General features: G+C 44.0%; 22 protein-coding genes. 9 read left to right on the forward strand and 13 right to left on the reverse strand.

The window, feature by feature from the left end; genetic code table 11:
* Window positions 1-1,023 carry an EamA family transporter gene (locus G7092_RS21520; protein WP_166092385.1) on the forward strand — a complete coding sequence of 341 codons (1,023 nt, stop codon included), beginning with the start codon at window positions 1-3 and terminating at the stop codon, window positions 1,021-1,023.
* A gap of 31 nt (window positions 1,024-1,054) precedes the next feature.
* Complete coding sequence (locus G7092_RS21525; protein WP_166092387.1) at window positions 1,055-1,429, forward strand: DoxX family protein; 375 nt, start codon at window positions 1,055-1,057, stop codon at window positions 1,427-1,429.
* A gap of 22 nt (window positions 1,430-1,451) precedes the next feature.
* On the opposite strand, the gene G7092_RS21530 is transcribed toward G7092_RS21525, so the two are convergent.
* The 8 genes from G7092_RS21530 to G7092_RS21565 form a co-directional block, all read right to left on the reverse strand.
* Complete coding sequence (locus G7092_RS21530; RefSeq protein WP_166092390.1) at window positions 1,452-1,871, reverse strand: VOC family protein; 420 nt, start codon at window positions 1,869-1,871, stop codon at window positions 1,452-1,454.
* A 216-nt stretch (window positions 1,872-2,087) separates the two neighbouring features.
* Entirely contained in the window at window positions 2,088-3,173 is a 1,086-nt protein-coding gene (locus G7092_RS21535; RefSeq protein WP_166092392.1) for an efflux RND transporter periplasmic adaptor subunit, read from the reverse strand.
* Between the two features lie 4 nt (window positions 3,174-3,177).
* Window positions 3,178-6,438 carry an efflux RND transporter permease subunit gene (locus G7092_RS21540; RefSeq protein ID WP_166092394.1) on the reverse strand — a complete coding sequence of 1,087 codons (3,261 nt, stop codon included), beginning with the start codon at window positions 6,436-6,438 and terminating at the stop codon, window positions 3,178-3,180.
* A 7-nt stretch (window positions 6,439-6,445) separates the two neighbouring features.
* Window positions 6,446-7,837, reverse strand: coding sequence for a TolC family protein (locus G7092_RS21545; protein WP_166092396.1), 1,392 nt, complete (start codon window positions 7,835-7,837; stop codon window positions 6,446-6,448).
* 167 nt (window positions 7,838-8,004) lie between these two features.
* The gene (locus tag G7092_RS21550; RefSeq protein WP_166092399.1) at window positions 8,005-8,400 is read right to left on the reverse strand and encodes a hypothetical protein; all 396 of its coding nucleotides are present in this window, start codon (window positions 8,398-8,400) and stop codon (window positions 8,005-8,007) included.
* Between the two features lie 169 nt (window positions 8,401-8,569).
* A complete protein-coding gene (locus G7092_RS21555) occupies window positions 8,570-10,351 on the reverse strand; it encodes a DUF885 domain-containing protein (RefSeq protein WP_166092401.1) in 1,782 nt (593 codons plus the stop codon).
* A 514-nt stretch (window positions 10,352-10,865) separates the two neighbouring features.
* Window positions 10,866-13,712, reverse strand: a complete 2,847-nt coding sequence (gene uvrA, locus G7092_RS21560; RefSeq protein WP_166092403.1) for an excinuclease ABC subunit UvrA — start codon at window positions 13,710-13,712, stop codon at window positions 10,866-10,868.
* A gap of 449 nt (window positions 13,713-14,161) precedes the next feature.
* A complete protein-coding gene (locus tag G7092_RS21565; RefSeq protein WP_166092406.1) occupies window positions 14,162-15,154 on the reverse strand; it encodes a phosphotransferase in 993 nt (330 codons plus the stop codon).
* A 255-nt stretch (window positions 15,155-15,409) separates the two neighbouring features.
* Between G7092_RS21565 and G7092_RS21570 the strand changes: the two genes are divergently transcribed.
* The 3 genes from G7092_RS21570 (at window position 15,410) to G7092_RS21580 (ending at window position 17,983) form a co-directional block, all read left to right on the forward strand.
* Window positions 15,410-15,811 (forward strand): hypothetical protein, encoded by a 402-nt coding sequence (locus G7092_RS21570; protein ID WP_166092408.1) that lies wholly within the window; start codon window positions 15,410-15,412, stop codon window positions 15,809-15,811.
* Window positions 15,812-15,938: 127 nt separating this feature from the next.
* Complete coding sequence (locus tag G7092_RS21575; RefSeq protein ID WP_166092411.1) at window positions 15,939-17,405, forward strand: hypothetical protein; 1,467 nt, start codon at window positions 15,939-15,941, stop codon at window positions 17,403-17,405.
* 8 nt (window positions 17,406-17,413) lie between these two features.
* The gene (locus G7092_RS21580) at window positions 17,414-17,983 is read left to right on the forward strand and encodes a hypothetical protein (protein WP_166092413.1); all 570 of its coding nucleotides are present in this window, start codon (window positions 17,414-17,416) and stop codon (window positions 17,981-17,983) included.
* 224 nt (window positions 17,984-18,207) lie between these two features.
* Here G7092_RS21580 and G7092_RS21585 read toward each other — a convergent pair whose 3' ends face one another.
* Window positions 18,208-18,771 (reverse strand): lytic transglycosylase domain-containing protein, encoded by a 564-nt coding sequence (locus G7092_RS21585; RefSeq protein ID WP_317170009.1) that lies wholly within the window; start codon window positions 18,769-18,771, stop codon window positions 18,208-18,210.
* A 450-nt stretch (window positions 18,772-19,221) separates the two neighbouring features.
* Between G7092_RS21585 and G7092_RS21590 the strand changes: the two genes are divergently transcribed.
* Together G7092_RS21590 and G7092_RS21595 are read left to right on the forward strand one after the other, a co-directional pair.
* Window positions 19,222-20,670 (forward strand): pseudouridine synthase, encoded by a 1,449-nt coding sequence (locus G7092_RS21590; protein ID WP_166092415.1) that lies wholly within the window; start codon window positions 19,222-19,224, stop codon window positions 20,668-20,670.
* Between the two features lie 403 nt (window positions 20,671-21,073).
* Window positions 21,074-22,210, forward strand: coding sequence for a lactonase family protein (locus G7092_RS21595; RefSeq protein ID WP_166092417.1), 1,137 nt, complete (start codon window positions 21,074-21,076; stop codon window positions 22,208-22,210).
* 132 nt (window positions 22,211-22,342) lie between these two features.
* Here the strand turns inward: G7092_RS21595 and G7092_RS21600 are convergent, their stop codons facing one another.
* The 4 genes from G7092_RS21600 to G7092_RS21615 all read right to left on the reverse strand — a co-directional run bounded on the left by G7092_RS21600 (window position 22,343) and on the right by G7092_RS21615 (window position 24,368).
* A complete protein-coding gene (locus tag G7092_RS21600) occupies window positions 22,343-22,828 on the reverse strand; it encodes a hypothetical protein (protein ID WP_166092419.1) in 486 nt (161 codons plus the stop codon).
* A 48-nt stretch (window positions 22,829-22,876) separates the two neighbouring features.
* Entirely contained in the window at window positions 22,877-23,044 is a 168-nt protein-coding gene (locus G7092_RS21605; protein WP_166092420.1) for a hypothetical protein, read from the reverse strand.
* 76 nt (window positions 23,045-23,120) lie between these two features.
* Complete coding sequence (locus tag G7092_RS21610) at window positions 23,121-23,708, reverse strand: non-canonical purine NTP diphosphatase (RefSeq protein WP_166092422.1); 588 nt, start codon at window positions 23,706-23,708, stop codon at window positions 23,121-23,123.
* A 72-nt stretch (window positions 23,709-23,780) separates the two neighbouring features.
* Window positions 23,781-24,368: a hypothetical protein gene (locus tag G7092_RS21615; protein ID WP_166092425.1), complete on the reverse strand. Its 588-nt coding sequence runs from the start codon at window positions 24,366-24,368 to the stop codon at window positions 23,781-23,783.
* Between the two features lie 180 nt (window positions 24,369-24,548).
* On the opposite strand from G7092_RS21615, the gene G7092_RS21620 reads away from it, so the two are divergent.
* A complete protein-coding gene (locus G7092_RS21620) occupies window positions 24,549-25,991 on the forward strand; it encodes a peptidylprolyl isomerase (RefSeq protein ID WP_166092427.1) in 1,443 nt (480 codons plus the stop codon).
* 10 nt (window positions 25,992-26,001) lie between these two features.
* Complete coding sequence (locus G7092_RS21625) at window positions 26,002-26,964, forward strand: AAA family ATPase (protein ID WP_166092428.1); 963 nt, start codon at window positions 26,002-26,004, stop codon at window positions 26,962-26,964.

Below are 26,964 nucleotides of genomic sequence, written 5' to 3' on the forward strand. Positions count from 1 at the left end.
ATGAAAACTGCAACATCAAATAAACCATCAACCCTTTTAGTGGTAATAGCCTTTGCCATAGTTTACGTAGTATGGGGCTCCACCTATTTTTTTATACAAATGGCCGTGCATGGCTTTCCGCCTATGTTGATGGGTGCTGTGCGCTTTTTTACAGCTGGTGTATTGTTATTAACCTGGTGCCGGCTAAAAGGCGACAAACTATGGGTTAAAAGAGATATCATTACTTCGGCTATCAGTGGTTTGCTGATGCTTTTTGTAGGAACTGGTATTGTGTTCTGGGCCGAACGCACCCTGCCAAGCGCCATGGTAGCTATCCTGGTATCAGCCAATCCCATCTGGTTTGTGATTTTGGACAGGATGAACTGGAAGGTTAATTTTAAAAGCCGTACAACCATCGCCGGGTTGATATTGGGCTTTGCCGGGGTGATTCTGTTATTTGGTGAAGCCATCAGCAAATCATTATCAGGCGCTATAAGCCGGGAACAATTAACAGGATTGATCTTGTTGCTGGCCGGCCCGATTGCCTGGTCGGCAGGTTCGCTTGTTTCTAAAAAACGGGGCAGCGATGCTCCGGCACGGGTAAATACGTCATGGCAAATGATCATTTCCGGATTGGCCTTTATTCCAGCGAGTTTGTTTACTCATGAGCTTGGGGCATTTCATTTGGCCAGTGTCCCCTTACAATCATGGCTGGCTATAGCTTACCTGATCTTCTTTGGTTCTATTGCCGCATTTAGCGCTTATGTATGGTTGTTGAAAGTTCGCCCGGCAACAGAGGTAAGCACACACTCCTACGTAAATCCGGTTATTGCCGTTCTGCTGGGCGTACTGTTTGCCCATGAAAACATTTCGGCTCTGCAAATATTTGGTCTGGTAGTGATATTGATCAGCGTGTTATTGGTGAATTTAAGCAAATATGGTAAAATCACCTTTATACGTCGGTGGTTTGGATTGGGTAAGCATAATGATAAATTAGTAGAACATTTAAGCTCTGCCCAGCGTACTAAGATCTGTCTGGATTAATACTAATAACCTAAAAAATAATCACTTGGACATGAAAAAAATCAACATCATTTACTGGATCTTCACCATTTTACTTTTGGCTGCTATGGGATTAGGAGCCATTCCCGATCTGTTGTCAATGCCTGATGCGCTAGCCGTATTTAAACACTTGGGTTATCCGGCTTATTTGTCGCCTTTTTTGGGTGCTGCTAAGCTATTGGGGGTAATAGCTATTTTAATTCCCGGTTTTCCGAGGATTAAGGAATGGGTATACGCGGGGTTTGTTTTTGACCTTACGGGAGCTACCTATTCTTCCCTGGCGATAGGCACACAGGTACTGCAGGTATTGCCTATGTTAATTGGTTTCGCTCTAATCATCGGATCGTACATTTATCATCACAAACGACTAAAAGCCAAACAAGTTTAATTTTTTGAGAACATGTGCTGAGTTAACGCGTGTTCTCAAAATTAATTAGCCATTGGTTACCATATTTATCAACCAAATCACCAAATAAGGCACCCCAAAAAGTATCTTCCAAAGGATGGGTAGCTTCGCCATTGGTGGATAAACGGGTGTAATATTCACGGGCTTCGTCTTCAGTATTACAGCTTAACAATAAGGATACCGAGTTGCCTTTGATCAATCCATTTTCGGGTACCATATCAGAGGCAGTAAGTATCATGTCACCTTTAATGAGGGTGGCATGTACCACGCAGTTTTCCATACAAGGGGGCATTGGCTCATTAAGTGGTAAGGCCAGTTCACCAACAGTTTGAAAAGTGAGTTCGCCGCCAAGACATTCTTTATAAAAGGTCATTGCCTCCAGGCAATTACCATTAAAAGTGAGGTATGAATTGATATTTGCCATGCCGAATGCCTTTAATATGTACAGATTAATTGACGATACAAAAATGCATGTTACAACGCAATTTAATGAGGGTCTAATACGACAATTGAGCGGGTGGATAACGACAAAGTGAGAGGAGAGTCAAGAGCCAAGAATCAAGATAAGTTATTATGTCAATCCACATCGGAATAAACACATTTTTTTCTTGGTTCTTGGCTCTTAATTCTTGCTTCTATTTTAATTGATCGTCGTTCCGGCTTTCAGTTCATCACCGGGGTGGTTAATGATCTGATCGCCGGCTTTCAGGTTGCCAAATACTTCGGTGGAATCATTTCTGGCTAAACCTTCTTTGATGTCGACCAATGCTGCCTTGCCTTGTTTAACGGTAACGACATACTCGCGTTCTGTCGACCGTACAATGGCATTGTTTGGAACCAATAATGATTTGGCGCCAGAAAGCATGGGGATCCTTACTTCGGCATACATACCCGGTTTTAACTGCCCGTTTTTGTTTTGCACATCAATCTCAATGGCCTCTGATCGCATGCTGCCCAATGAATTGGCCGAACGGCTTATTTTAGCGGTTTGTTCGCTGCCGGGCATGGCATTAAATACAAAGGTAACAGGCTGCAGCAGATCTACCTTGTCTACATAATCTTCGGGAATAAACACCTCCAAACGCATTTTGCTGATGTCCTGCAAAATCAGCATCGGCTGATCAGTGCCTTTGCCAGGCGATACCAGTGCTCCCGGTGATACATTACGTTGTACGATCATACCATCAAATGGTGCGCGAATATTCAGGTAATCCTGTATGGTACGTACCGATGCCACATTGGATTGCTCCGACCGGGCCATGGCCTCATCGGCTTTCATTTTGGCCGAGGCATTGTCCAGATCAAGCGGGGATACGGAGCCGGGTTCTTTAGCCGCTTCTTTTAGTCGCTGGTATTTTTCTTTACTGGCAATGGCGTTTTCCTGGGCCTGCAAAAAGCGGGAATTGGCTGCCTGTAATTGCGATTCCATTTCAGGAGCTTCCAATGTCATCAGCAACTGCCCTTTTTTTACAATGGTGCCGCGGTCAACATATAGTTGCTTTACAAAGCCGTTCACCTTCGGGAAAATGTTTACTTCATTAAAAGGCTTTAATTGCCCGGGCAGACGAGCCTTGCTCGAAAGCGCTTTTTCGGTTATAATACCGGTTTCGTACGCTGATTTTTTGCTGGTAGAAGCCGCTGCAATATTGACCGGCGTTTGGTTACTGGAGCAGGCTGCCAGCATACTGGTTGCAGCTGCTAATACTATGATTGATTTAAATTTCATGATCTTATACTGTTAAGGTTTCTTCTTCTGTTATCTCGGCTGCGTGTTCGGCAGATTCATCGGGCATTAATGATGGCGAATCGTAGGTGGTTTTGTTCTGTACCCAGGCAAATACCTGCGGTAAAATAAACAGGGCTGCCAGCGTTGAGGCAAATAGCCCACCAATTACCGCCCTACCCAATGGTGCAGACTGTTCACCAGCTTCACCCATGCCTGATGCCATCGGTATCATGCCCGCTATCATGGCCAAGCTGGTCATCAAAATGGGGCGCAAACGGATAGATGCGCTGGTGATGGCCGCTTTGGTCGCATTACGATAATCCAGCCGTAGTTTTTCGGCATTAGTTACGATCAGGATGGCGTTGGCTACAGATACCCCTGTCGACATGATCATGCCCATGTATGATTGTAGATTCAGCGTTGAACCGGTAGCCAGCAACATCAGCAACGAGCCCAGGATTACTGCGGGTACGGTAGAGAGTACCGTTAACGATACTTTGAATGACTGGTAGTTGGCCGCTAGCAGTAGGAATATCACGAGGATGGCCAGGCCCAAGCCATTCTGCAAACTGCTCAATGTTTCGGTAAGCAGGTTGGCCATACCGTTTTGTGATGCCACCAAACCCTTGGGTGCTGTACCCAGCGAATTAATAGCCTTTTGCACATCGTTGGTAGCGGTACCCAAATCCTTTTTATAAATATTGGCGCTGATAGTGACAAAGCGCCGAGGCCCGGCCCGGTCATATTCGCCAGGTACATAGCTGGTCGTAAAGGTGGCAATATCACTCAGCACCGGGCTGCTTTGGCCTTTAACTAGCGGGATTTCCTTTAACTGATCCATGGTGTTCATCACATACTCCGGAATTTGAACCTGCACCTGGTAGGTATAGGCACCTTTTTCATCCAGCCAAAGGTTTTTATCCGTAAAGCGGCTTGATGAGGTACTGGCCGTAACCGAGCGGGCAATATCTTTGATATTGAGTCCGAGTTGTGCAGCCTTCAGCCTGTCGAGCGTGATCTTGATCACCGGGAATTTGAGCGGTTGAGCTATCTGCACATCGCGCAGGTAACTGATGCCTTTGAGTTTGTCAACCACTTTGTTGGCATAGCCTTCAATTTGCGCCATATCTTTACCGGCCACCTGCACCTCAATAGGTGACGATGCACCCTGGCTCATGATCTTCTCGGTCATGTCAATGGGTTCAAAGGTTATGCGCAATTCCGGTAGCTTATAGTGGATGTTTTTACGCAGGGCATCTTTCAGTTCATCCATATTCACCTTGTACTTTTCGTCCAGGTTTACCTGTAATACGGCTTCCTGAGTGCCGGTATTAAATACGTACAGATTACTGGTTCCATAAGCGGTAGGCACCAGTCCGATATAACCGGATGTGATCTCCACATGGTTATTTACCGTTTGGTTAATGATCTGCAACACCTGTTTAAAGGCATCCTCGGTACGCTCCAACCGGGTACCATCGGGTTCTTTGATGCGGATCTGGAACTGGCCATTATTGAGTTTGGGCATCATATCCTTACCTATAAAAACAAAGCAAAAACCAGCCAGGACGATCACACTAAAAAGATAAACTATTACAATGCCCTTTTTACGAGGCATACTTTTGTTCAGTACCCCAATGAGCCATAATTTAATGCGCTCAAACAGGTCATTCTCTTCCGGATGTTTTTGTTCATTGGCAAGATGTGTGTGCACCTGACCCTCCTCTTGGTTATCCAGGGCCTCACCTGCATGGGCATGAATATCCTCATGGTGATAATGCTGGTAACGCTCGGCCTTAATGAGCCAGTTACTCAAAATAGGTACCACAGTTTGTGCCAGTACGTACGATACGATCATGGTTAAACCGATGGATAAGGAAAGCGGTAAAAACATAGCCTTAGGCACACCCGTCATCATAAATGATGGCGCAAATACCGCCAGGATACAAAGCAGGATGAGTAACAGCGGGAACGAAATCTCCTCACAAGCATCATAAATAGCCTGGCGTTTGGATTTGCCCATTTCCAGGTGCTGGTGGATATTTTCGATGGTTACCGTGGCCTGGTCGACGAGGATGCCGATAGCCAAAGCCAGTCCGCTCAGCGTCATGATATTGATGGTTTGCCCGAACATGCTGAGCAGCAACACCCCTATCAGGATAGATACCGGGATGGTGATCACCACGATAAGACTGCTTCGCCAATCGCGCAGGAACAGCAGTACCATTAAACCGGTGAGCAGGGCTCCCAATCCGCCTTCGGTCATTAAACTTTTCACGGCATTTACTACAAACACCGATTGGTCAAACTCATAGCTCAGCTTCACATCATCGGGCAGCAGGTTCTGCATTTCGGGCAGTTTACTTTTGAGGTTTTGCACCACGGCCCAGGTAGAGGCATCGGCAGTTTTAACCACGGGTATATATACCGAGCGTTTGCCATTGATGAGGGCATAATCCACCGTAATATCTGCAGCATCGGCCACGCGGGCCACGTCCTTTACAAAAATGGGTACGCCATTCTGCGTTTTTACGGGGATATCGCCAAAGTTGTCTGGGTTTTTAATAAGCGTGTTCATGGTAGTCAGGAACATGGTATTATCCAGCCTGAGGTTACCCGAGGGAGATGTTACGTTGAACTTGGCCAGCGCGTCAACCACTTCATCGGGTGTTAAATTATAACTGCGCAGCTTATCCGGATCAAGATTGACGGTAATAGAACGTGCATTGGCCCCAAACGGCGGCGATGGCGACAAACCAGGAACGGTAGCAAACATGGGGCGTATTTTGGTGGCCGCCATATCATAAATATCTTTCAAACTGCGTGTTGGGCTCGAGAACACCAGCTGACCAACGGGCAGTGAAGAGGCATCAAACCTAACTACCTGCGGCGGCAATGCACCGGGAGGGAAAAAGCTGGATGCCCTGTTTACCTGCAGCGCCACCTGTGCCGAAGCTTCGGCCATGTTGGTGCTTTCATAAAACGACAATTTAATAAGGGTTAATCCCTGTATGTTTTTACTGGTGATGCTTTTAATACCATTGATATACAGGAACTGATCCTGGAATTTGGTAGAGAAAAAGCCTTCCATCTGCTGCGGCGACATACCGCCGTAGGCTTCGATAACGTATATGGTGGGCAGGTTGAGCTGCGGGAATATATCTATCGGTATTTTTACTGCGCTGAGCACTGAAAATATCAGCAAACTCATGGTGATCACTATGGTAGTGATGGGCCTTTTAAGCGCGGAGGTGACCATTGACATAGCTAAATTATTTTAAAAGGTTTAAAACAGTATTGACCTGGTTTTCGGTAACGGCTTTCTGGAACAGCGCTCCGGTGTAAGCGAATTTGGCTTGAGCCAGGTCTGTTTCGGCACGGTAAAGGATATTGAGCGCGGCATTAAGTTCAATAATGTCGGTTAAGCCGCTTTTATATAGCGACAGCTTTTGCCGATAACCTTCATTGGCCGCTTTTAACTGCCGTGGAATTTCCTGCAGGCGCTGCCTGGCGGTTTGTAATTCTACATCGGCCTGACTGGCGCTTATTGATAATAATTGTCTTTGCTCAGATAGCTTTTGCAAACTGTAATCGGTGGTGGCCTTTTGGGTACGAAGTTTCAACTGCCTGCGGCGGATATCGAACAAATTGTAGGATACGCCGATACCTACCAGGTAATTGCTCCTATCGACACCGAAGCCGCTCGACAAGCTGTTGAAATGATCATTAGCATCGATACTTGATCCACGGCCCCAGGCCGCGGCTTCCAGCAATATCTTGGGATTATAGCTTTTTTTCACCATATCCTCGCGCTGCAGGCTGTTTTGATATACCGACCGGTAATAGTTGATCACAGGGTGATTAACCGTATCGGGGTTTAAAGATTGTACCACTGCCGACTGACCGATCAATGTCATCTCGGCTGTAGTATCCGGGACGATGGATTGATACGGTAAGCCACTTACCGACGAAAGCTGCAGTTGCACTTGCTTTTGCTGATTCACCAGTTCGATATAGTTTAACCTGGCTTTTGACAGCTCGGCTTCCGAAATACTGGTATCAACGCCTGCCCGCACACCACTTTTAGCCAATGACTGTATGGAACGAAGGATCTCGGAATTGCGCTGTATGTTGAGCGACTGTATACCCAGCAGATCATGCAGGCGCAGCAGTTGCAAATAGTTGCTAATGGTGTAGGCCCGTAACTGGTACCGGGAGTTGGCAAATTGATTTTGCTCTACCTGGATATCAGAATTGGCCACTTTGTTTTGGGCGCCGTAGGAGCCAAAATTATAGATCTCCCAATCAAGGGCAGCTACACCCACGGTTGCTGATACGGCGGAATTGTTGCTTTCGGCGCGTACTTTAGAGTCGGCCGGGATAATGCCGAACCCAAAATACGGGCCGGCCACGTTGTTATTGGTACCTATATCGGCCTGATAATTAAGCCGCAGATTGGGTAGCCAGTTGCTATGTGTTTCGGCGGCCTGTGTACGGCGGATTTTGATAGCTGCGGAGTCGGTAAGCAGCGTAGGCGCATTTTGATCAACCCGGTTGAGCAACGTTTTTAAGCTCACCGCCGGATCATTGTTTTGCTGTGCATAAGTATTTATCCCCATGAGCAGGCCCAGGGCAATAAGTACAGTTATTTTTAAACTTTGCATAAGTTTCTGAAATGAACTTATACCGGCGGCTGTTAAACTTGGGCAGACAGGGATGCATAAAGCATAGCCCTAAAAGCAAAGGATACAGTAAATACCGGTAAATGATAGATAAACTAATTTGAATACATGACGGAGCATAAGCTCAGGCCCGGGAAGGCCTCATCAACTCAAATTTTAAAAGTGCAGAAGGACAAATAGGAGTATTGTGAATCGGTAACTGACCAATTAATGTTAAGTAAACGCTGCGGATTGAGTTTCCAGAGGCGTTGTGTAAACAACAGGATGATAAAACTGCCCACCACCATATTTAACAAATCAATAGCCGATTTTTTATCATTCATGACAAACTTATCGGTACGCTGAAAAAAGTTGGTGTGGGAAAGGCTGGTCACAATGGTCTCAATCTTCCTTTTAAAGATGGAGTTGTGACTTACGGCAGCTTCGGCCACAGGCCCTGTTAAACGCGGTAAAAAAAAGATGTGCGATACGGCAATAAAAATATAGCAGGCAGCTATGAATAGCACTTGCAGTTTTTTAAAGATATCTGTACGATTTTGTTTCACGCAGGTAACAATTTATACAACAAAGTTCAAAAAAAACAAATTGTTTTAATGCAAAAATATTGTTGCAAAATGAATTACTGATGAACTTAATGCAAAATAGTTGCGATAGCCCTATACAAAAGTTGCCCGTGGAGACACGGGCAACAGTAAATGATTTGTATAAATAATATTATTGTTTTGCGGCCCAGGCGTTCATTTTTGCTTCAAATACAGCAAGTGGCATAGCGCCATCTTTTAGTACCTGGTTATGAAATTCGGCCAGGTTAAATTTACTGCCCATTTGTTTTTCATATTTATTACGAAGCTCGCGTATTTTAAGCGCTCCTATTTTATAGCCCAAAGCCTGCCCTGGTATAGCCATATAACGTTCAATTTCGGCGGTAGCGCCTTGCTCGCTGATGGCTTCGTTATCCATCATGTATTTGATAGCCTGCTCGCGGGTCATATTTTTGGTATGTATAGCCACGTCAACCACCAGGCGGATGGCGCGGTGTATCTCATCGCCCAGTGCACCCATGTATTGGTAAGGATCGGTATACAGGCCCAATTCTTTACCTAATGATTCGCAGTATAAGGCCCATCCTTCTACGTAGGCATTTTCACCGGCATCAAACCTGCGGAATTTGGGTAGTGAGGTGTTTTCCTGTGTTAAGGAGATTTGGTAATGATGGCCCGGAATAGCTTCATGCAAGAATAAGGATTCCATACCGGAGGTAATGTTAAACTTAGTAGCATCCAGTATAGGTACATAAAATATACCTGGTCTGCTGCCATCGGCCGAGCCTGCATTATATTCGGCGCTGGCTGATGCCGCCCGGAAAGCCTCTGTTTGCCTGATCTCGAAAGGCGTTTTAGGCACATGATTAAACATTTTTTTCAGGTTGGGCTCCATGCGCTTGTGAATGTTTGCAAACGCATCTAAAACCTCTTTTGGCGTTTTATAAGGAGTAAACTTAGGATCGGTTTTCATGTATTCAAAAAATGCCTGCAAATCGCCTTTAAAACCAACGCTGGTTTTGATGCTATCCATAATACCGCGGATGCGGCTTACCTCTTTCAGCCCGGTCTGGTAAATTTCTTCCGGAGTTTTATCAGTAGTGGTTTGTTGTTTTACCAGGTAACCGTACTTGGAGCCACCATCGGGCAAAGCAGAATAGCCCGAAGTTGCACGGGCATGTGGCAAGTATTCCGTTTTTAAATAATCGGCCAGTTTTTTATAAGTAGGTGAAATAACGGTGGTGATGGCTCTTTTATAAGCTTCGGTCAATTGCTTTTTATCCGCATCAGAAAAATCTTTGGGCAGATTGGTGATCGGTCCATAAAATAAACTTTTCGTAGGGTCGGCAACTACCAGATCCTGCAATTCGGGGATAGTTTTTACAACCAATGCTTTAGGTAAAACCACACCCGCTTTGATGCCTTTGTTAAAATTGCTGATGGCAGTGTCGGCCCATACCGAAAATGCCGATACGCGCTTTAGCCAGTCATTATAGTCCTTAACAGTTTTGAACGGCTGCGAACCTGCTCCCGAGCCTAACTGCCCTATAGCAAGTGGTAAAGCACTAAACTGGTTAAAAGGCATGTATTCAAAATGCTGTTTAAAACCATCCAATGCAAGCTGCGCCTCGTAAGTGAAAATATCGTATGAAAGCTGATCGGCCTCGCTCAGATCCTCCCGGTTAAAGTGTTTTACTTGCGCCAGGTAATTTTCATAAAAGGCTTTTGATTTTGCTAAGAATTCTGCCGAACCATCGTTAGGTAATTGATCATTATAGCGGTTATCGCCAATACCGGTAGCATTAAGCGGATATAGTTTTAATGATTCTTCAAAGTAATTATCGAATACTTTGGCCAGTTCAGGATTGTCGGTTTTGGATGAACTGTTTGTTTTGGGCTGGTTGCAGGCAGCTAAAATAGCCGCAGCAAAAATGTAGAGGACGGTTTTCTTCATTTTTAGTTAGTAGTTAATGAGTAAAGCTAACAAAATGAAAATTAGGAAAACTGTGCGTGAATCACCTTTTAATAGAATAGCTCAATCCTTATCATGTCATTGCTGTAAGGAACGACGAGGCAATCGCGTAGCTATACAGGACCGTTTTGCTTGGTGTAGACCCGCTCATGGCCGCGGGAAGGCCTAGTTACTTTTGTCGCGACAAAAGTAACCAAAAACGCTGTCAGCAGAAATGCTTCTTTGCCGCACATAGCCTTTACCCCGCAAAACGGGCAGAACCATGGGCCGCTAAACCTTACCTCCACTTCGTTCGCTCATTATCCCACGCTTCAGGTAAGGTTCGCAATGCCCTTACGGCCGCACAGGCCAATATTGTTCTGCCCGCTTTCGCCCGAAGCTTATCTGCTGACGGGGAGAGAGAAATGGGTGTTTTTAATCACTAATTAACCCCCGCTTATCTGCTGGCGGAAAAAAGAGCTTCAATCACTAATTCACTAAATCACTAATTCAATAATTATTTTATCCCCATTTCCTTTTTCAGGAACTGACCGGTAAAGCTATTCTTTACCTTGCACAAACCTTCTGGTGTGCCAGAGAACAGGATATTTCCCCCTCCTGATCCACCTTCTGGTCCCAGGTCAATCACGTGATCAACCACTTTAATTACATCCAGGTTATGTTCGATGACCAGTACGGTATTGCCTTTATCAACCAGTTGATATAGTACACCCAACAGCACGTTGATATCCTCAAAGTGAAGACCAGTGGTTGGTTCATCCAGTATGTAAAAAGTATTGCCCGTGTCTTTTTTGGAGAGCTCGGTAGCCAGTTTAACCCGCTGAGCCTCGCCGCCTGATAGGGTTGTTGATGCCTGGCCCAGGGTGATGTAACCCAAACCTACATCATACAAGGTTTTAACCTTACGGTAGATAGATGGGATATGCTCAAAAAATGGCGTGGCATCCTCAATGCTCATATCCAGTACATCGCTGATGGATTTACCACGATAACGTACTTCCAGCGTTTCGCGGTTGTATCTGCGACCGCCGCATTCTTCGCAAGGCACCTGTACATCGGGTAAAAAGTTCATCTCGATCACTTTCATGCCGGCGCCTTGGCAGGTTTCACAGCGCCCACCTTTTACGTTGAAGGAGAAGCGACCAGGTTTGTAACCCCTGATCCGAGATTCGGGCAGGGCCACATACAGGTTACGAATATCTGAGAAGACCCCGGTATAAGTAGCCGGGTTGGAGCGCGGCGTACGACCGATTGGTGTCTGATCGATCTCGATCACTTTGTCGATATTTTCCAGACCCTCAATTTTTTCATAAGGCAAGGGTTGTTTCTTGGCCCTGAAAAAATGATGATTCAGTATGGGGTATAATGTTTCGGTAATTAAGCTTGATTTACCGCTGCCTGATACACCGGTGATGCCAATGAGCTTACCCAATGGAAATTCAACCGATACCTTTTTAAGGTTATGGCCGGTAGCTTTTTTGAGGCTCAGCGTTTTGCCGTTACCTTCCCTGCGTTTTGCAGGGATAGCGATAGAGCGCTCGCCATTGATGTAGGATGTGGTGAGCGTATGTTTAGCCATCAACTCGGCCGGGGTGCCTTCGGCCACTACCTGTCCGCCGTGTACGCCCGCCGCCGGTCCCATATCAATCACGTGGTCGGCTTCCAGTATCATGTCCTTATCATGCTCCACCACTAATACGGTGTTACCCAGATCGCGCAGGTTTTTGAGCGCATTGATCAATCGTTCGTTGTCACGCTGGTGCAGGCCGATGCTGGGCTCATCCAGAATGTACATGACATTCATCAGTTGTGAACCTATCTGCGTGGCCAAACGGATACGCTGTGCCTCGCCACCCGACAGGGTTTTGGCCGTACGATCAAGCGTTAAATAGCTCAAACCAACATCCAGCAGGAACACAATACGCGCACGGATCTCTTTCAGGATCTCTTTGGCAATCACATTCTGACGTTCGGTCAGCCTGTCTTCCAGGTTGTTGAACCATTCCTGTAGGGTACGTATATCCATACAGGCCAGTTCAAATATATTTTTATTGTCGACCTTAAAATGCAGCGACTCCTTTTTCAATCTGGCGCCATCACAAACCGGACAGGTTTTCAACACGCGATAATTTTCCATATCGTCCATACCTTCATCACCGCGGCGTTCCTGCTGCTCTTCCAGCATGCGCACAATACCGTCAAACGTAATTTGGTAGCTTTGTACATTCCATTTGTTGTACTCTACGGCAACGGTAATCATATCCGGCGATCCGTTCAAAATGATTTCCTTTTGCTCGGGCGTCAGTTTTTCGATCGGGGTCGACAGTGAAAACTCATATTTTTTGGCCAGCGATTTCAATACCTGAAATATCCAGGTTTCGCGATACTCGCCGATTGGCGCAAGGCCACCATTCATGATGCTTAGCTTGGGGTTGGGGATAACCGAAGCTTCATCCACTTCAAAAATATAGCCCAGGCCATTACACTTTTCGCAGGCGCCATAAGGCGAGTTGAAGGAAAAAGTATTGGGTTGTGGCTCATCATAAGATATGCCCGATACCGGGTCCATGAGGTACTTGCTGTAATAAGCTACATTATTATCCTTATCACCTACGCGGATGATGCCTTTGGCAATCTTGAGCGCGGTTTGTACCGAAGTGTATAAACGTTTGCTATCCTTTTCAGACACTACCAAACGGTCAACCACGATATCAATATCGTGTATCTTGTAACGGTCAACCTGCATTTTGGGTTCCACATCGGCCATGGCGCCATCTATCCATACTTTGAGGTAGCCCTGCTTGCGTATGGATTCAAAAAGCTCACGGTAATGCCCCTTACGAGCTTTTACTACGGGGGCCAGGATGTTTACCGGCTGGCCGTCGAACTTTTCGGTAATGGTTTTCAGGATCTGGTCTTCGCTCATGCGCTCCATTTTCTCGCCGGTGGTGTAGGAGTAAGCCTCGCCGGTGCGGGCAAAAAGCAAACGCATAAAATCGTAGATCTCGGTGATGGTACCCACTGTAGACCGCGGATTTTTGCTGGTTGTTTTTTGCTCAATGGCAATAACCGGGCTCAGCCCCGAAACCTTATCCACATCGGGGCGCTCCATACCACCCATGAACTGGCGCGAGTAGGCCGAAAATGTTTCCATATAACGGCGCTGCCCTTCGGCATAAATGGTATCAAAAGCCAGTGACGATTTACCGCTGCCACTCAAACCGGTGATCACCACCAGTTGGTTGCGCGGAAAAGAAACATCAATATTTTTTAAATTATGTACCCTGGCGCCATAAACTTCAACTTCGCTTTGTTCGCCCAGGTCAACGGTTATTTCGTTCATATGTGTTATTGGTACCCAATTTATTAAACCCCGGTAAGTGGGTTTACTTTTAAAAGCTAATGTAAGATAAGGCCTTTAAAAGAAAATGCTAAAAATTTAAGCAAATGTACGAAAAATTGATGTGGATTTTATGCTAAGCGTGTCAGCATAAGGTTAATATTTACTGGGTTAAGGAGAACGATAAAATGCAATTGTCATTTGCCAGGCATAAAAGATCTCTCCTCGTACCTGCGCTGTCCGAAGTCTCTGACTCCGGACGTGTATGTAAGTAGTCTTCAGACTACCGCGTACTGTAGTTGTAAACTACAGGCATAGCGATCCGAAGTCAGAGACTTCGGACAGCGCGGTTTGTCATCTCGAACGAGGCACGAGGAGAGATCTTATACGTGGGGCATGTCAATTGTATAAGATCTCTCCCTCCGGTCGAGATGACACTAAGAGTGAGATTATTAACGTGATTGATAATCCGTCACAATACGCAGCGCTTCCTCCAGCCTCTTCAATCCCAAATTATGCTGCAACTGTTCCCGGTGAACCTGGGCATATTGCAAACGGTTGTCCATATTGGCCAGGCTGAGTTTCCCTGTCCAGATGAGATCATGAAATTCCCTGAAATCGGGCACGGGCATATCCGGGTTGATAGTTTTATCGGCGGTTTTGCCTACTATGGTAAAAACAACAAAGTAAAATAGGTGAAGGATCTGCCGCATCAGGAAAAAGCGTGCATGCTGATATTCATTAGCATCTTCGCCAAAATAGGCTTTTAAGTAAATTTTTTCGTCCTCTTCGTTCTTTACTAAAAAATTCGCCATGATGGCCAGGTCCAGGTAGCGGTCGTTTAAAAAAGCAGCTTCCCAGTCAACCAGCCATACCTGTTCACCATCAAACAGGGTATTTTCGGGCTTAAGGTCGTTATGGCAGCCCACCATGTCTTCGGTATTGCAGGGGTAGATGTCTTTTACCTGGGTATAAAAATCAAATAGTTTGGCAGTTATATCTTCGGACATCAATTTATCGGCCCGGAATTTTTCAATAAACTCGCCAATTTTATCCAGGTAGTTGATGCGGAAAGGAAAAGGCGGTAACGAGTGCAGTTGCTTAAGCAGCTGAGGTAGTTTTGTTTTGGCTTCCCCCATCGGGAAAGGTTTGGCTTCTATAAAATCAATAATGGCAATCCTGTCTTCTACATGGGCGTACCACACCTTTGGGGCTATCCCGGCTTCGGCGGCGGCTTTCATGCAGTTATATTCCAGCGTTGGATCGGCCATGGCATCAGTGCGGGTAATGATCCGGAGCAGATAGGGTTTCCCCTGAACGATAATTTTAAAAACCAGGGCCGATGAAAGGCCGGCAGTGAGTTCACGGATATCATCCAGGGTATTGGTGCCAAAAGCTGCCAGCAAAGCATGATCAACAGCGGTTTTTTTGTTTTCAGGAATCATAAATATAGGCTTTAAAATAGTGATGATGAGCCAAATATATTTATGGTTTATTACTTTCGGAGGCTTTTATAAGTATATTTTTTGCGCCGTACTTTTTGGATAAAATTGACGTTTACCCTATAGATTAATTGCTGAATTATTGATTTAGTGAATTAGTTATTTTTTCTCCTCCCTTCACCTATCTGGTCCTATTTTTCAGCATATCTGTCGCATTTTGCGTTTTACTCCGTATTATAAAGAAATCACAATCCTGTAATGATGAAACATTTAACCCTGTTTTGGAGTGCTGTTATTATGGTACTCGCATTGTTTTTGATGACCTCCTGTAAAGACAATCATCAAAGCCTGAAAGCCGATGACGAAAAAAAACTGAAAGAGCTTTATACCAATATTCAAAAAATAGCGCAGCAGTTTAACTGTGATAATGCCAACGATTGGCAATTTACACCGATTGGCTCAAAAGCATGCGGCGGCCCTACAGGTTTTATAGCCTATTCCATCAAACTGGATACAGCGGTTTTTCTGCAAAAAGTACGATCTTATACGGCGGAGCAAGAGGCCTTTAATAAACGATGGGGCATAAGCTCGGATTGTATGATGATTCAGTCGCCCAAAGGCGTAGCCTGCGAGGACGGGAAACCGAAGTTTTTTTATTGAGATCTTAACTTCTCCAGCCGTGGTTGGTGTTATCATCAACCACTCACAAATACCGTGTTTTCACCTATTGCGGTGCTAGAATATTAACTACATATTGGGCATATATATTAAATAAGTTCCTGCTCTTATGCCTAAACTGATTCTAAAAAAAGCCTCCTGGGTGTTACTCGCCACTGTGTGTATAGCTGCTGTTATTGTTAATAGCTGTAAAAAAGATTCACACTCAGAACAGCAGAATAAAGTCTCAGACCCCGCCATGGCTCAGGCAAAAAGCTGGTACGAAAGCACTTATCCAACAAGTAATATCAAATTAAATACCCAGGCTATTACCACAACTACCGACTTAAGCCAATTGGTAAAACCCGACTGGGGTCATGCTGCCAGCTATTCGAGGTTCAATAAACAGGTGATTGAAATGCCGGTTGACCCGGGCTCTAAATTTGAAACAGCCTTGTTAATTGGGAAAGTTAAATCGAATAAAACCTACAGCCGGAATTATTTTTTGTTACTGAACGATGGTCAAAAGTACGAGGCCTATGTAATGATGATCACTGCCGACTCGTCTTATGTGAACAATGATTTGAGCAAGCTGTCGCATAATACCTATCGTAAACATGATGCCGACTTTAGCGGATCGGTGCTTTATTTTACACCCAGGGGGGAATACGTAGACGGCTACGCCTATAAAAATGGGCAGCTTATAACTGCATCAGCAAACCAGCAAACAGACAAGCCCAAAGTGCAAAGTGTTCAGACTAACGGCAAAAAAATAATTGCGGAACTCAATTGCATAGCCTGGTATTTAGACAGCTATCAAAATGGCGTTTTAGTAAGCGAGGTATATCTTTACACTACATGTTCAGGCAACGGCGAGTCCGGTGGTGGTGGTAATAGTAGCGGCGGAGGAAATAAACCGCCTCCACCCAAACCTCATTGTACGCCAGATGGAACAACAGACCCGCCATCTGATCCGGGCGGTTTCCCGGAACCAGACCCTGGTTCTTGTCCAGTTTTGGTTCAGACTACAATAACAAATGACGTTCTTGGATGTAATGGTGTGGTTATTAATAGTCTTACAGATAAAAATCTAAGTGGAAATATCAGAAATATCCTTCAGAATGTTTTCAACTCGTCAGACAACGTCAATTTGCATTTTGTTGAAAGTACAGATACAGAAGGCCACGCTGCTAGTACTACTACAACTAGGAGTAGTTCTTCTTTTAATATGGAAATTAAAATAAATCCTAATATTTTGCCAAACGATGCATCGCAAGATTATAAAGCATCGATAATAATTCATGAAATTATACATGGATACTTAAATTATAAAGGAATTGATGCTGATTTACAACTACAACAACACAGTGATATTGCCCATAATTATATCGGAGATATTGCTTCTATGCTTCAACAAGCATATGGAACAGATCCTGAAAATGCCAAAGCTTTAGCATTTGGAGGTTTAGGAGACTTTGCTACAAAATATCCTTCAGATTATAATCAATTACTCCAGGATAATGGCCTTACCGAAGGCCAACGAAACAGTGATACAGAATTTCAGAGGGAAGGTTTATTTGGTAAAAAGTGCAATTAAATATATTTATGAAAAAGTTGATTTTATTAATTCCTGTTTTATTACTGTCTTTATCCGTTATTGCGCAAATCAATCCAAAAGACAGTGTAATTAGGCATTTTAACGACATCGGGAATACTTTGGTAGTGTATTATCATCCAAATGCAGATTCCCTTAAAAATAATTGTTGGGAAGGGTGTGTATTTATACGATTTAATATCAATAAAGAGCATCAGTTTGTTAATATTGCCTATACAGCAAGCACCCCGACTTTTATAAAAGACGCCATCGCTCAGGCTTTTACAAAAATAAATCAAAACGGAGCGAACACTAATCAGTTAATGACCACATCTGACAAAACATATATTTTACCCTTAATAGTTGTCCATAGAGAAGGTTGTGGATTTATGACTGGCTGGGAGGATAAAAATTATAAACCCGATAAGAAAATGGCAATAACATATGAAAGGCGGCAAATGCGTTTTGAGCAATTTTCAAACTCAATCGGAAATATGACAAATTTCACAGATGGCAATTTCGATTTCGTTGTCGATTGTGTTTTACTTAAGCCTGCAAGAACACCTGTGATTTTATATTAATAGCTTTTGCCTTTGGTCGGTGTTGTTTTCCTCCGCTCCCGTAAGCGTCCCGCTTGTGGTCATATGCAGAGAAATAAATTTGACTAATCATGGCGAACCACAAGCGGGACGCTTGCGGTAGCGAATAGAATTCACTAATTAAAAACAAAAAAGTCCTGCTTTCCATCTGGGAAAGCAGGACTCAGGGTGCTCCGTAATGTATTTTTTAATTAATTAAAAATCAATTAATTAAAATTCAGCAATGAGGTAGGCGGGGTCATGGCGAAATAATCGTCGTACCCGTACTTTTTAGGTTGCTGGATAATTGCTTTCATGGCAATAAGCTTGTAAACATATGAACCGGTTTCGCGGTTCAGGCTCATGCGGAAGTAATTATCTTCATTTTGTTTGTTAATAGCTCTTTCCAGCTTAACAGAACCGTTGTTGTAGGCGGCTGCGGCCAGTGTCCAGTTATTAAATTCACCGTATAGTTCTTTGATATACTTGCAGGCAGCAATGGTTGATTTACGCAGATTAGTGCGCTCGTCGACCCCATGGCCCACTTTAAGCCCGTAAGTACGCGCAGTGCCCGGCATAAATTGCCATAAGCCACGTGCTCCCCTTGGTGAAGTGCCTTCGCAAAGGCCCGACTCCACCAGCGGGATGTACTTAAAATCATCGGGGATACCATAAAGCCTCAAAAGCGGTTCAATAATAGGGAACCATTTTTCGGCTTTGCGATGCAGAATGGTCGACTGAACGGTTTTGAAATTATGCTGTTTAAGCGATACTTTCAATTTCCGTGTCACCCGTGCATCGTTTACAGGTAAAGCTTCGTTTGCAAAATTGTATGCATTTGCATTGCTTTTTATAAAAATAAATTTCGAGTTCCGATGGCTAATATCTCCAGTGCTCACAACCTTTTCACTGATGGTTGTACTGAAAATATTGAGCTTTGAAATGAGAACCAGCACTAGCATTACGGAGCACGTAAATAAGTGTTTTTTGATCATTTCTTTCTTTATCATTAACTATACATTTGGTTAAAATGTGCTGCAAAGGTATGCTATACAGGGCACATAATCAAATACTTAGCAAAATGCTAAAGATTTTAGCGGCGGTTTTTGGTTCAAAAACAGGCTTTAAAAGTGTTTAAACCGGGTTTTTGAACCGCTTAAAATTTTTGCTTTTTTTGATTAAAAATTGCCAAAAAAGCGTATCTTTGACCCTCACGCTGCGAAAGCGCAAAACAAAAAAATATGGTATTTAAGAGACCACAAGGTAGTCGCGACGACAAGCCAAAAAGAACAACAGGCCGGAGCTCAGGAAGCGACGAAAAACCCAAAAGACCTGCAACCGCAAAAGGCAAAGCCACGCCAAACGGAGAGAAAAAGAAATTCACCAAACCAGAACCCAAAACTTTTCAGAGCAACAGGTTTAGCGACGATAAGCCCAAAAGCAATTTCAGGGATGGCGCATCATCATCTGGTGAAAGAAAATCTGGCGGAAGATCAAAACCTTATTCAGGTCGCCCATCAGGTGATAGTTCATCATCGGGCGATAAAAAATCATTTACCCCGCGCAGCAAACCATACTCTGGCAGGCCAACCGGCGGCGACGAAGAAAGACCGAAAAGAAGTTTCGGCTCCAATGCAGCAGGTGAAAGAAAGCCTTATTCTGGTCGCCCATCATCTGGTGATGACGAAAGACCAAAAAGAAGTTTTGGCGGCAGCGCAACCAGCGACAAAAAACCATACTCATCCCCTCGTACCCGCTCAGCTGCAGGTGCCGAAGGTAAACCCAAAAGAAGTTTTAGCGAAGGCGGCGACCGTAAGTTTGGCAACAGGCCAACCGAAGGCGGCTTTAAAAAACGCGATGACGCCTCGTTTAAAGATAAACCTTACCGCGATAAACCATCACGTGATCAGGACGCGCCGGCTAAAACCATGCGCGGCCGTAAAAATCCCGCTGCTCCAAAAGCAAAAGACGATGGTCTTATCCGCCTCAACCGTTATATCTCCAACGCAGGTATCTGCTCACGCCGTAAGGCTGATGAGCTGATCATTGCCGGTGTTGTTTCGGTGAATGGTGTGGTGGTTGATGAACTGGGCGCCAAGGTTGACCCAACAAAAGACGATATCAAATACAACGGCGAAACCCTTCGCCGCGAAAAAATGGTTTATGTATTATTGAATAAACCAAAAGACTATATTACTACTACCGAAGATCCGCAGGAACGCCGTACCGTAATGCACCTGGTTGAAAAAGCAACTAAGGAACGCATTTACCCTATCGGTCGTTTAGACAGGAACACTACCGGTTTATTATTAATGACCAATGATGGTGAACTGGCCGACAAGCTGTCGCACCCGCGCAGCAACATCAGCAAGTTGTACCAGGTGGAGCTGAGCAAAGCTTTAACCCAGGGCGATTTAAACAAAATTGGTTTCGGCGTGGAGCTGGAAGACGGTGTGATAAAGCCCGATGCGGTATCATACGTAGCCGGTGGCACAAAAAGAGAAGTAGGCATACAGATTCACAGCGGTAAAAACCGGGTGGTACGCCGTATTTTTGAAAGCCTGGGTTACGAGGTAGTAAAGCTCGACAGGGTGGTTTATGCCAACCTCACCAAGAAAGACCTGCCCCGCGGCAAATGGCGTTTCCTTGACGAGAAAGAAATTATCCAGTTGAAGCATTTGATCAAGTAGATATGCGGATTGTTGGACTATGGGATTTTGAGACTATAAGATAAAAATCATATAGTCCTACCGTCACAAAGTCCAAAGATCCCATAATCACAAAATCAATATTCAGAAACAAAAACAGGGCTAAAAATAGCCCTGTTTTTGTTTAATATACTTGCTGTTAGTATATTATCACTTTTTAAACCTTTAAAAACCCATCAAAAATTTGTTAAAAAGTGTTAAAATGGATGGTTTTGATTCAATTTTCGACGGTTTTTGGATCGGTTTTCATCGTTTTTTGAGCAGAAAAGTGTTAAAATAAAAGGTTTAAAAAGTTTTTGTTTCATGGGGTGATGTGCATTGGATAGCAGGGCTGTTTTTTTAGCAATTTTATTAACTTGCGCTTCGTAACCCAATTACCTCTCTCATGAAAAAAATCGTATTGTTCATTGTCTTGCTATTGCCTTTGCTCACCAATGCACAGAGCAAACAAAGCAAAAAGAAAGGCCCCTCCACTTATGACCTCGTTATTGGCACCTACACCACGGGTACAAGTAAGGGTATAGCAGTTTACCGCTTTTATGCCGAAAATGGCAGGCTGGCCTATCTGAGCCAGATTGATAATGTGGTGAACCCTTCCTATGTAACCGTAAGTGCCGATAATAAATTTATCTACGCTGTAAATGAGTTGCCCAAAGGCGAAGTAAGCTCTTTTTCATTTGAGGCTAAAACGGGTAAAATGCAGTTCATCAACAAACAATCATCCCTCGGTGCCGATCCTTGCTACATAGCGGTGGATAAGGCCCGTAAGAATGCGTTTATTGCCAACTACTCCAGCGGGCAGGTTACGGTAATGCCTATCAACAAAGACGGCTCCCTGGCCAACGGTGTGGAGACGGTAAAAAATGATGGCACAGGTCCTAACAAAGGGCGCCAGGAAGGGCCTCACGCGCACATGAGTATACTATCGCCCGATGAGAAGTATGTGCTGTACAATGACTTGGGGACTGATAAGATACATATCTACCGTTTCCGTTCTGGTAAAAACTCCCCTTTAACCGAACCAACATCGGTAAGTGTAACCCCGGGCGACGGTCCGCGGCACCTGGAGTTTTCGCCGGATAAAAAACACGCTTACCTGATCACCGAAATGGGGTCAAACGTACATGTGTTTGATTATGATAACGGTAAGCTTAACCAGAAACAAACTATAACCCTGCTTCCGGAAGGTTTCAAGGGCCAAACCGCAGGTGCGGCTATCCACATATCGCCCAATGGCAAATTCCTGTACGCCTCTAATCGTTTAGAAACCAACGAAGTTATTGTATACTCGATAAATCAGGAAACCGGCGAGCTTACTTTTGTACAGCGCCAATCATCAATGGGCAAAAATCCACGTGATTTCGCTATTGATCCAACCGGTAAATTCCTATTGGTAGCTAACCAAAACAGTGACAGCATATTTGTATTCCGAATTGATCAAACCACCGGCCGTATATCACCAACCGGCTTTAAACTGGAAATTGGTAACCCGGTATGTTTGAAGTTTGTACCTGCAGAATAGGGTGAAAGGATAAAGGCGAAAGGTTTATATATCTTTCCCGTAAATAAAAAAGGTAAAGCAGAATGTCTAAATTCTCTTTACCTTTTTTGTTGCGAGCCTTTTACTTTTCGCCTTTATCCTTTTACCTTAAAGTTAGTTGCTTTTTGTGAACGAGTAAATAATATACCCGGTACCACCTGTACCAATGGCAACTGGTGATTTTAGGGTCATGGTTGAGCCGTCATTGCTGGCTATATCTAAACGGTAACCTTCGGCTACGTTTTTAGCTTTATCGCCCTGGTACAATTTTTTAAACTGAAATTGCGTGCCTGTGCTGCCACCATTATAAACCGACCAGAATATAGTTTGCGAAGTACCGTTCGATAAAGTATACACACCATTACCGCTATTGGTTAGTTTCCAGGTACTGCCGGCAAATGCTTCGGGAGGTGCCTGATCAAATACATTTTGAACAGCATTTTGAACCAGGCCATCATAACTTACGTTGTTTAAGGTCCAGGTACCCACAAATTTGCCACGAGATACATTATTAGATACCGTGTTTTTTGGCCCGGAGCAAGCTGATAAAACAAGAATAACGGATAAGATTGCGATTGAGGTTTGAAATATCTTTTTCATGATTGGGGTTATTTTATGGCATAAGAGCATAAATCCTGCCAAACATAGCTAAACTCCACAGTTTTTTGGTTTGAGCTTTTTTTGTATTTCGTTTAAGCGTTTATTGATGGCTTGCGCTACCCGATCTGCTTCTTTAATGTGTGTAAGGCTATTGGCAAATTGCTGATCGTTGTTTTTGGAAAATACCGAGCGGCTTAAATATATTACTGTTTTCATGGTTACTCCTAAAAGTTTTGGTATACGAACTTTTAAACGGAATGTTACGCTTGGGTTAACCTAAAAACAATTATTCTTAAAGTCTGCTGGTTGAGTTTAAAAAACTGATGAGCTTATCCATGGCTTTGGCACGGTGGCTTATTCTGTTTTTTTCTTCCAGGCTGATCTCAGCAAAAGTTACATTATAACCATCCGGCTCAAATATGGGGTTGTAGCCAAACGGATCATTGCCACTTGGTTCAGTGCGGATACTGCCTTCAACGGTTCCGTCAAAAAAATGCTCCTCACCGTTCCAAATCAAAGATATTGTGGTGCGGAAACGCGCTTTACGGTTGGTTTCGCCGGCTAAATTTTGCAACACTTTATTAATGTTTGCCATTTGGTTGCCATGCTCGCCGGCATAACGTGCCGAGTAAACGCCGGGTTCGCCATTTAGGGCGTCTATCTCCAGGCCGCTATCGTCGCCAAAACAATTCAGTTTATATTTCTGGTAGATGTAATGGCTTTTTATAGACGCATTTTCGCGGAAGGTAGTGCCGGTTTCTTCAATATCATCGGTGCAGCCTATATCATCAAGGCTCAATAGCTCAAATTGGCCTTTTATTTTGGCTGATACCTCTTCCAGCTTATGACGGTTATTGGTTGCAAATACTAACTGCTGCATTTTTTTGTGGGATGTAGGGATTAAAGAAGTAAGGATTTTTGGACGAAGGACTTTATATTGTGAACTATCAGCTTAAAATACTTTCATCAGCTCCCAGAAAACTTTCTTGTTGTCGACACTATTCATCATCTCATCAAAGCTGAAACTGTACAGCGCTGTACGTGCCCCTGATGTTTTAGGCGTGTTCAGAGCGAGCGAAGTCATACCCTGAGGTATAGAGCCGTTGCCCAGCAGCAACAATTTTACAGGTTTAAAAAATGCTGCCAATTGTGCAATTGTTGTAGTGCTGTATTTGGCCATATTGAGTATAACAACATCATCCAATTCAAACTCCTTGCGTTTCAATATATTTTGTAGGGCAGCCAGGTGGGCGTCGGCAATAAACTCCTGATTGGGATAGTGAACCAGGATTAAAAAGTTTTTTAAGTTTTTACCCAGATAATTAAATGCAGGCTCCGGCGTTTTTACCTCAGGCTTAGTTGCTTGAGGTGCAATTTCAATAGGCTGCGTTTTTATTTCAGGTTCAGATATTTCGGGTTTAAACTCTTCAATGATAGGAGGAGGTGTTTCTCGTTCTTCGTAAAAAGCTTTATCTGTATTTAAGAGATAAAGTTCATCCTGTAATATAAAACGCAGGGCAACCGGGTTTTCGACTTTCACTTTAACAAATTTTAACCAAAAGTAGTTAAATGGTTTCAAGCTTTATAGCCATATTAGCGCAATTATAGGCGCTTATATTTAATTGCCATTTTTTGTTCAGTCATAATTAATAAATTTTACCGAAATTCGAAGTTTTTAACGGACTATTGATCCGTATTATTTAGAGTATAAGTGCATTACATGAGAAAGTTAGGGATATTCATTTTAAGTTTTGTTTTGATCATATCAGTTGCCCATGCGCAAACCAAAGTTGATTCAACTGCAAAAAAAACAGCAAAGGCCGATTCAACAGTGGTGCCGTCGGGCCCAAAGCATACTTTAGATAAAATTGCGGCCATTGTAGGTAACGCACCCATATTACAATCAGACATTGAACTATCATACGCTCAATTCCTTGTTCAGGGTAACCAGCCAGATCCAGGCGTAAAATGCCGTATCCTGCAATCGTTATTAACCCAAAAACTATTGGCACAACAGGCCGCAATTGATAGTATTGAGGTAAAGGAAGATGAGGTTGATAACAATGTTGACCGCCGTATGCGCGAAATGACCCAAAGGGCCGGCGGGCAGGAAAAGCTGGAAGCATTCCTGGGTAAATCTGTTATTCAATACAAAGACGAGATTCGCCCCGATCTGAAAGAACAAATGGTTGCGCAGAAAATGCAGCAGCACATTACCGAAAAGTTGAATGTAACCCCGCAGGATGTTAAAACCTACTACGATAAGATCCCGAAGGATAGTTTACCTTCCTTCAATAAAGAAGTAGAAGTTGGCGAGATTGTATTTCAGCCGAAACTGAATAAAGAAGAAAAGGAACTGTATAGGGAAAAAGCAGAAGAACTACGCCAGCGTATTAAAAAAGGTGAAGACTTTGGAACGCTTGCCCGTTTATACTCGCAGGATCCGGGCTCAGCACCTGACGGTGGCGACCTGGGCTTTGCCGACCGTACCACCTTTGTGAAAGAATTTACAGCAAATGCCTTCAGACTTAAAGCTGGTGAAATATCGCCTGTGTTTGAAACCGATTTCGGCTTTCACTTTTTACAGGTGATTGAGCGCAGGGGTGAGCAGGTACATGTTCGGCATATATTAATAGCTCCGGTAATTACCCAGGCCAGTTTAGAAAGAGCGAAAGTAAAGGCAGATAGTATCTATAACCTGATGGTGACCAATAAAAAGATCGACTTTTCGAGCGCAGCTGCTTATTATTCTGATAATAAGGATACCAAATACAATGGCGGTATGATGCTGAATGCAGAAAACGTTCAAAACCGAACTACCTTTATTCCTACGGATAAACTTGACCCTAAGGTAGCCCTTACGGTTGATACTATGAAAATTGGCAGCATATCAAAGCCTGATGTGTTTACTGGAGCCGATGGTAAAAAAACATATAAGATATTATATCTTAAGTCGGCAACAAATGCGCATAAAGCTAACCTGGAACAGGATTTTCCTAAATTAAAGGATATGGCTTATGAGGATAAAACCAACCGTGCAGTAACCCAGTGGTTTGAAAAACGCAGGAAAGAAACTTTTATTAAGATTGATCAGCAATACCAATCCTGCGACATCCTGAAAAAGTGGATTACCCCACCAACAACTACCGCGCAAGCTAAATAAAATTAACAATATGCAACACCGATCTGACGTGGAAGCTGCCGATGCTTTAAGGCAGGCATATCAGCAAATACGCTCCGAAATAGGTAAAGTTATCATCGGGCAGGATGAAGTGGTAAAATTTGTACTGGTATCCATCTTCAGCAACGGTCATTGTTTGCTGGTTGGGGTACCTGGACTTGCCAAAACCCTGTTGGTACAAACTATAGCCAGGGTGCTTGATCTTGATTTTAAACGTATACAATTTACGCCCGATCTGATGCCGTCAGACATCATCGGATCTGAAATACTGGGCGAAGACCGTAATTTTAAATTTATACCCGGTCCGGTTTTCTCTAATATTATCCTGGCCGACGAAATCAACCGCACACCGCCAAAAACGCAGGCGGCCCTTTTAGAGGCCATGCAGGAGAAAGCGGTTACTGCCGCCGGTGTTACTCATAAGCTTGCCCAGCCATTTTTTGTACTGGCTACACAAAACCCTATTGAGCAGGAAGGTACCTATCCACTGCCCGAGGCACAACTTGACCGCTTTATGTTTAGTGTTGCGCTAAACTACCCCTCTTTTCAGGAAGAGCTGCAGGTGGTTAAAAACACAACGAGTACGATACAAACAGAGGTTAATAAAATACTGAATGCCTCTCAGATCACTTATTTTCAGCAATTGGTACGTAATATACCAGTAACCGACCATGTACTGGAGTATGCCGTTAAACTGGTATCCAAAACCAGGCCTAATGGTGAGTTTGCCACCCCGCAGATCAATCGTTTACTAAGTTGGGGTGCCGGGCCAAGGGCATCGCAATTCCTCATCCTGGGCGCTAAATGCCATGCTGTGATCAATGGTAAGTATTCGCCCGATATTGAGGATGTACAAGCTATCGCCAAGCCTATTTTAAGTCACCGTATTGTGCGCAGCTACCATGCCGAGGCCGAAGGGCTATCGGCCGCTGATATTATTCAACAGCTGTTTTAA

The sequence above is a fragment of the Mucilaginibacter inviolabilis genome, assembly GCF_011089895.1.
Classification (GTDB): domain Bacteria; phylum Bacteroidota; class Bacteroidia; order Sphingobacteriales; family Sphingobacteriaceae; genus Mucilaginibacter; species Mucilaginibacter inviolabilis.

What these genes read in the sequence shown, in the direction of transcription:
- G7092_RS21590 (WP_166092415.1), top strand. Translation starts at nt 19,222, where the DNA reads ATGGTATTTAAGAGACCACAAGGTAGTCGCGACGACAAGCCAAAAAGA.
- G7092_RS21570 (WP_166092408.1), top strand. Translation starts at nt 15,410, where the DNA reads ATGATGAAACATTTAACCCTGTTTTGGAGTGCTGTTATTATGGTACTC.
- G7092_RS21575 (WP_166092411.1), top strand. Translation starts at nt 15,939, where the DNA reads ATGCCTAAACTGATTCTAAAAAAAGCCTCCTGGGTGTTACTCGCCACT.
- G7092_RS21580 (WP_166092413.1), top strand. Translation starts at nt 17,414, where the DNA reads ATGAAAAAGTTGATTTTATTAATTCCTGTTTTATTACTGTCTTTATCC.
- G7092_RS21620 (WP_166092427.1), top strand. Translation starts at nt 24,549, where the DNA reads ATGAGAAAGTTAGGGATATTCATTTTAAGTTTTGTTTTGATCATATCA.
- G7092_RS21595 (WP_166092417.1), top strand. Translation starts at nt 21,074, where the DNA reads ATGAAAAAAATCGTATTGTTCATTGTCTTGCTATTGCCTTTGCTCACC.
- G7092_RS21530 (WP_166092390.1), bottom strand. Translation starts at nt 1,871, where the DNA reads ATGGCAAATATCAATTCATACCTCACTTTTAATGGTAATTGCCTGGAG.
- G7092_RS21520 (WP_166092385.1), top strand. Translation starts at nt 1, where the DNA reads ATGAAAACTGCAACATCAAATAAACCATCAACCCTTTTAGTGGTAATA.
- G7092_RS21545 (WP_166092396.1), bottom strand. Translation starts at nt 7,837, where the DNA reads ATGCAAAGTTTAAAAATAACTGTACTTATTGCCCTGGGCCTGCTCATG.
- G7092_RS21565 (WP_166092406.1), bottom strand. Translation starts at nt 15,154, where the DNA reads ATGATTCCTGAAAACAAAAAAACCGCTGTTGATCATGCTTTGCTGGCA.
- G7092_RS21610 (WP_166092422.1), bottom strand. Translation starts at nt 23,708, where the DNA reads ATGCAGCAGTTAGTATTTGCAACCAATAACCGTCATAAGCTGGAAGAG.
- uvrA (WP_166092403.1), bottom strand. Translation starts at nt 13,712, where the DNA reads ATGAACGAAATAACCGTTGACCTGGGCGAACAAAGCGAAGTTGAAGTT.
- G7092_RS21525 (WP_166092387.1), top strand. Translation starts at nt 1,055, where the DNA reads ATGAAAAAAATCAACATCATTTACTGGATCTTCACCATTTTACTTTTG.
- G7092_RS21600 (WP_166092419.1), bottom strand. Translation starts at nt 22,828, where the DNA reads ATGAAAAAGATATTTCAAACCTCAATCGCAATCTTATCCGTTATTCTT.
- G7092_RS21625 (WP_166092428.1), top strand. Translation starts at nt 26,002, where the DNA reads ATGCAACACCGATCTGACGTGGAAGCTGCCGATGCTTTAAGGCAGGCA.
- G7092_RS21540 (WP_166092394.1), bottom strand. Translation starts at nt 6,438, where the DNA reads ATGTCAATGGTCACCTCCGCGCTTAAAAGGCCCATCACTACCATAGTG.
- G7092_RS21605 (WP_166092420.1), bottom strand. Translation starts at nt 23,044, where the DNA reads ATGAAAACAGTAATATATTTAAGCCGCTCGGTATTTTCCAAAAACAAC.
- G7092_RS21555 (WP_166092401.1), bottom strand. Translation starts at nt 10,351, where the DNA reads ATGAAGAAAACCGTCCTCTACATTTTTGCTGCGGCTATTTTAGCTGCC.
- G7092_RS21535 (WP_166092392.1), bottom strand. Translation starts at nt 3,173, where the DNA reads ATGAAATTTAAATCAATCATAGTATTAGCAGCTGCAACCAGTATGCTG.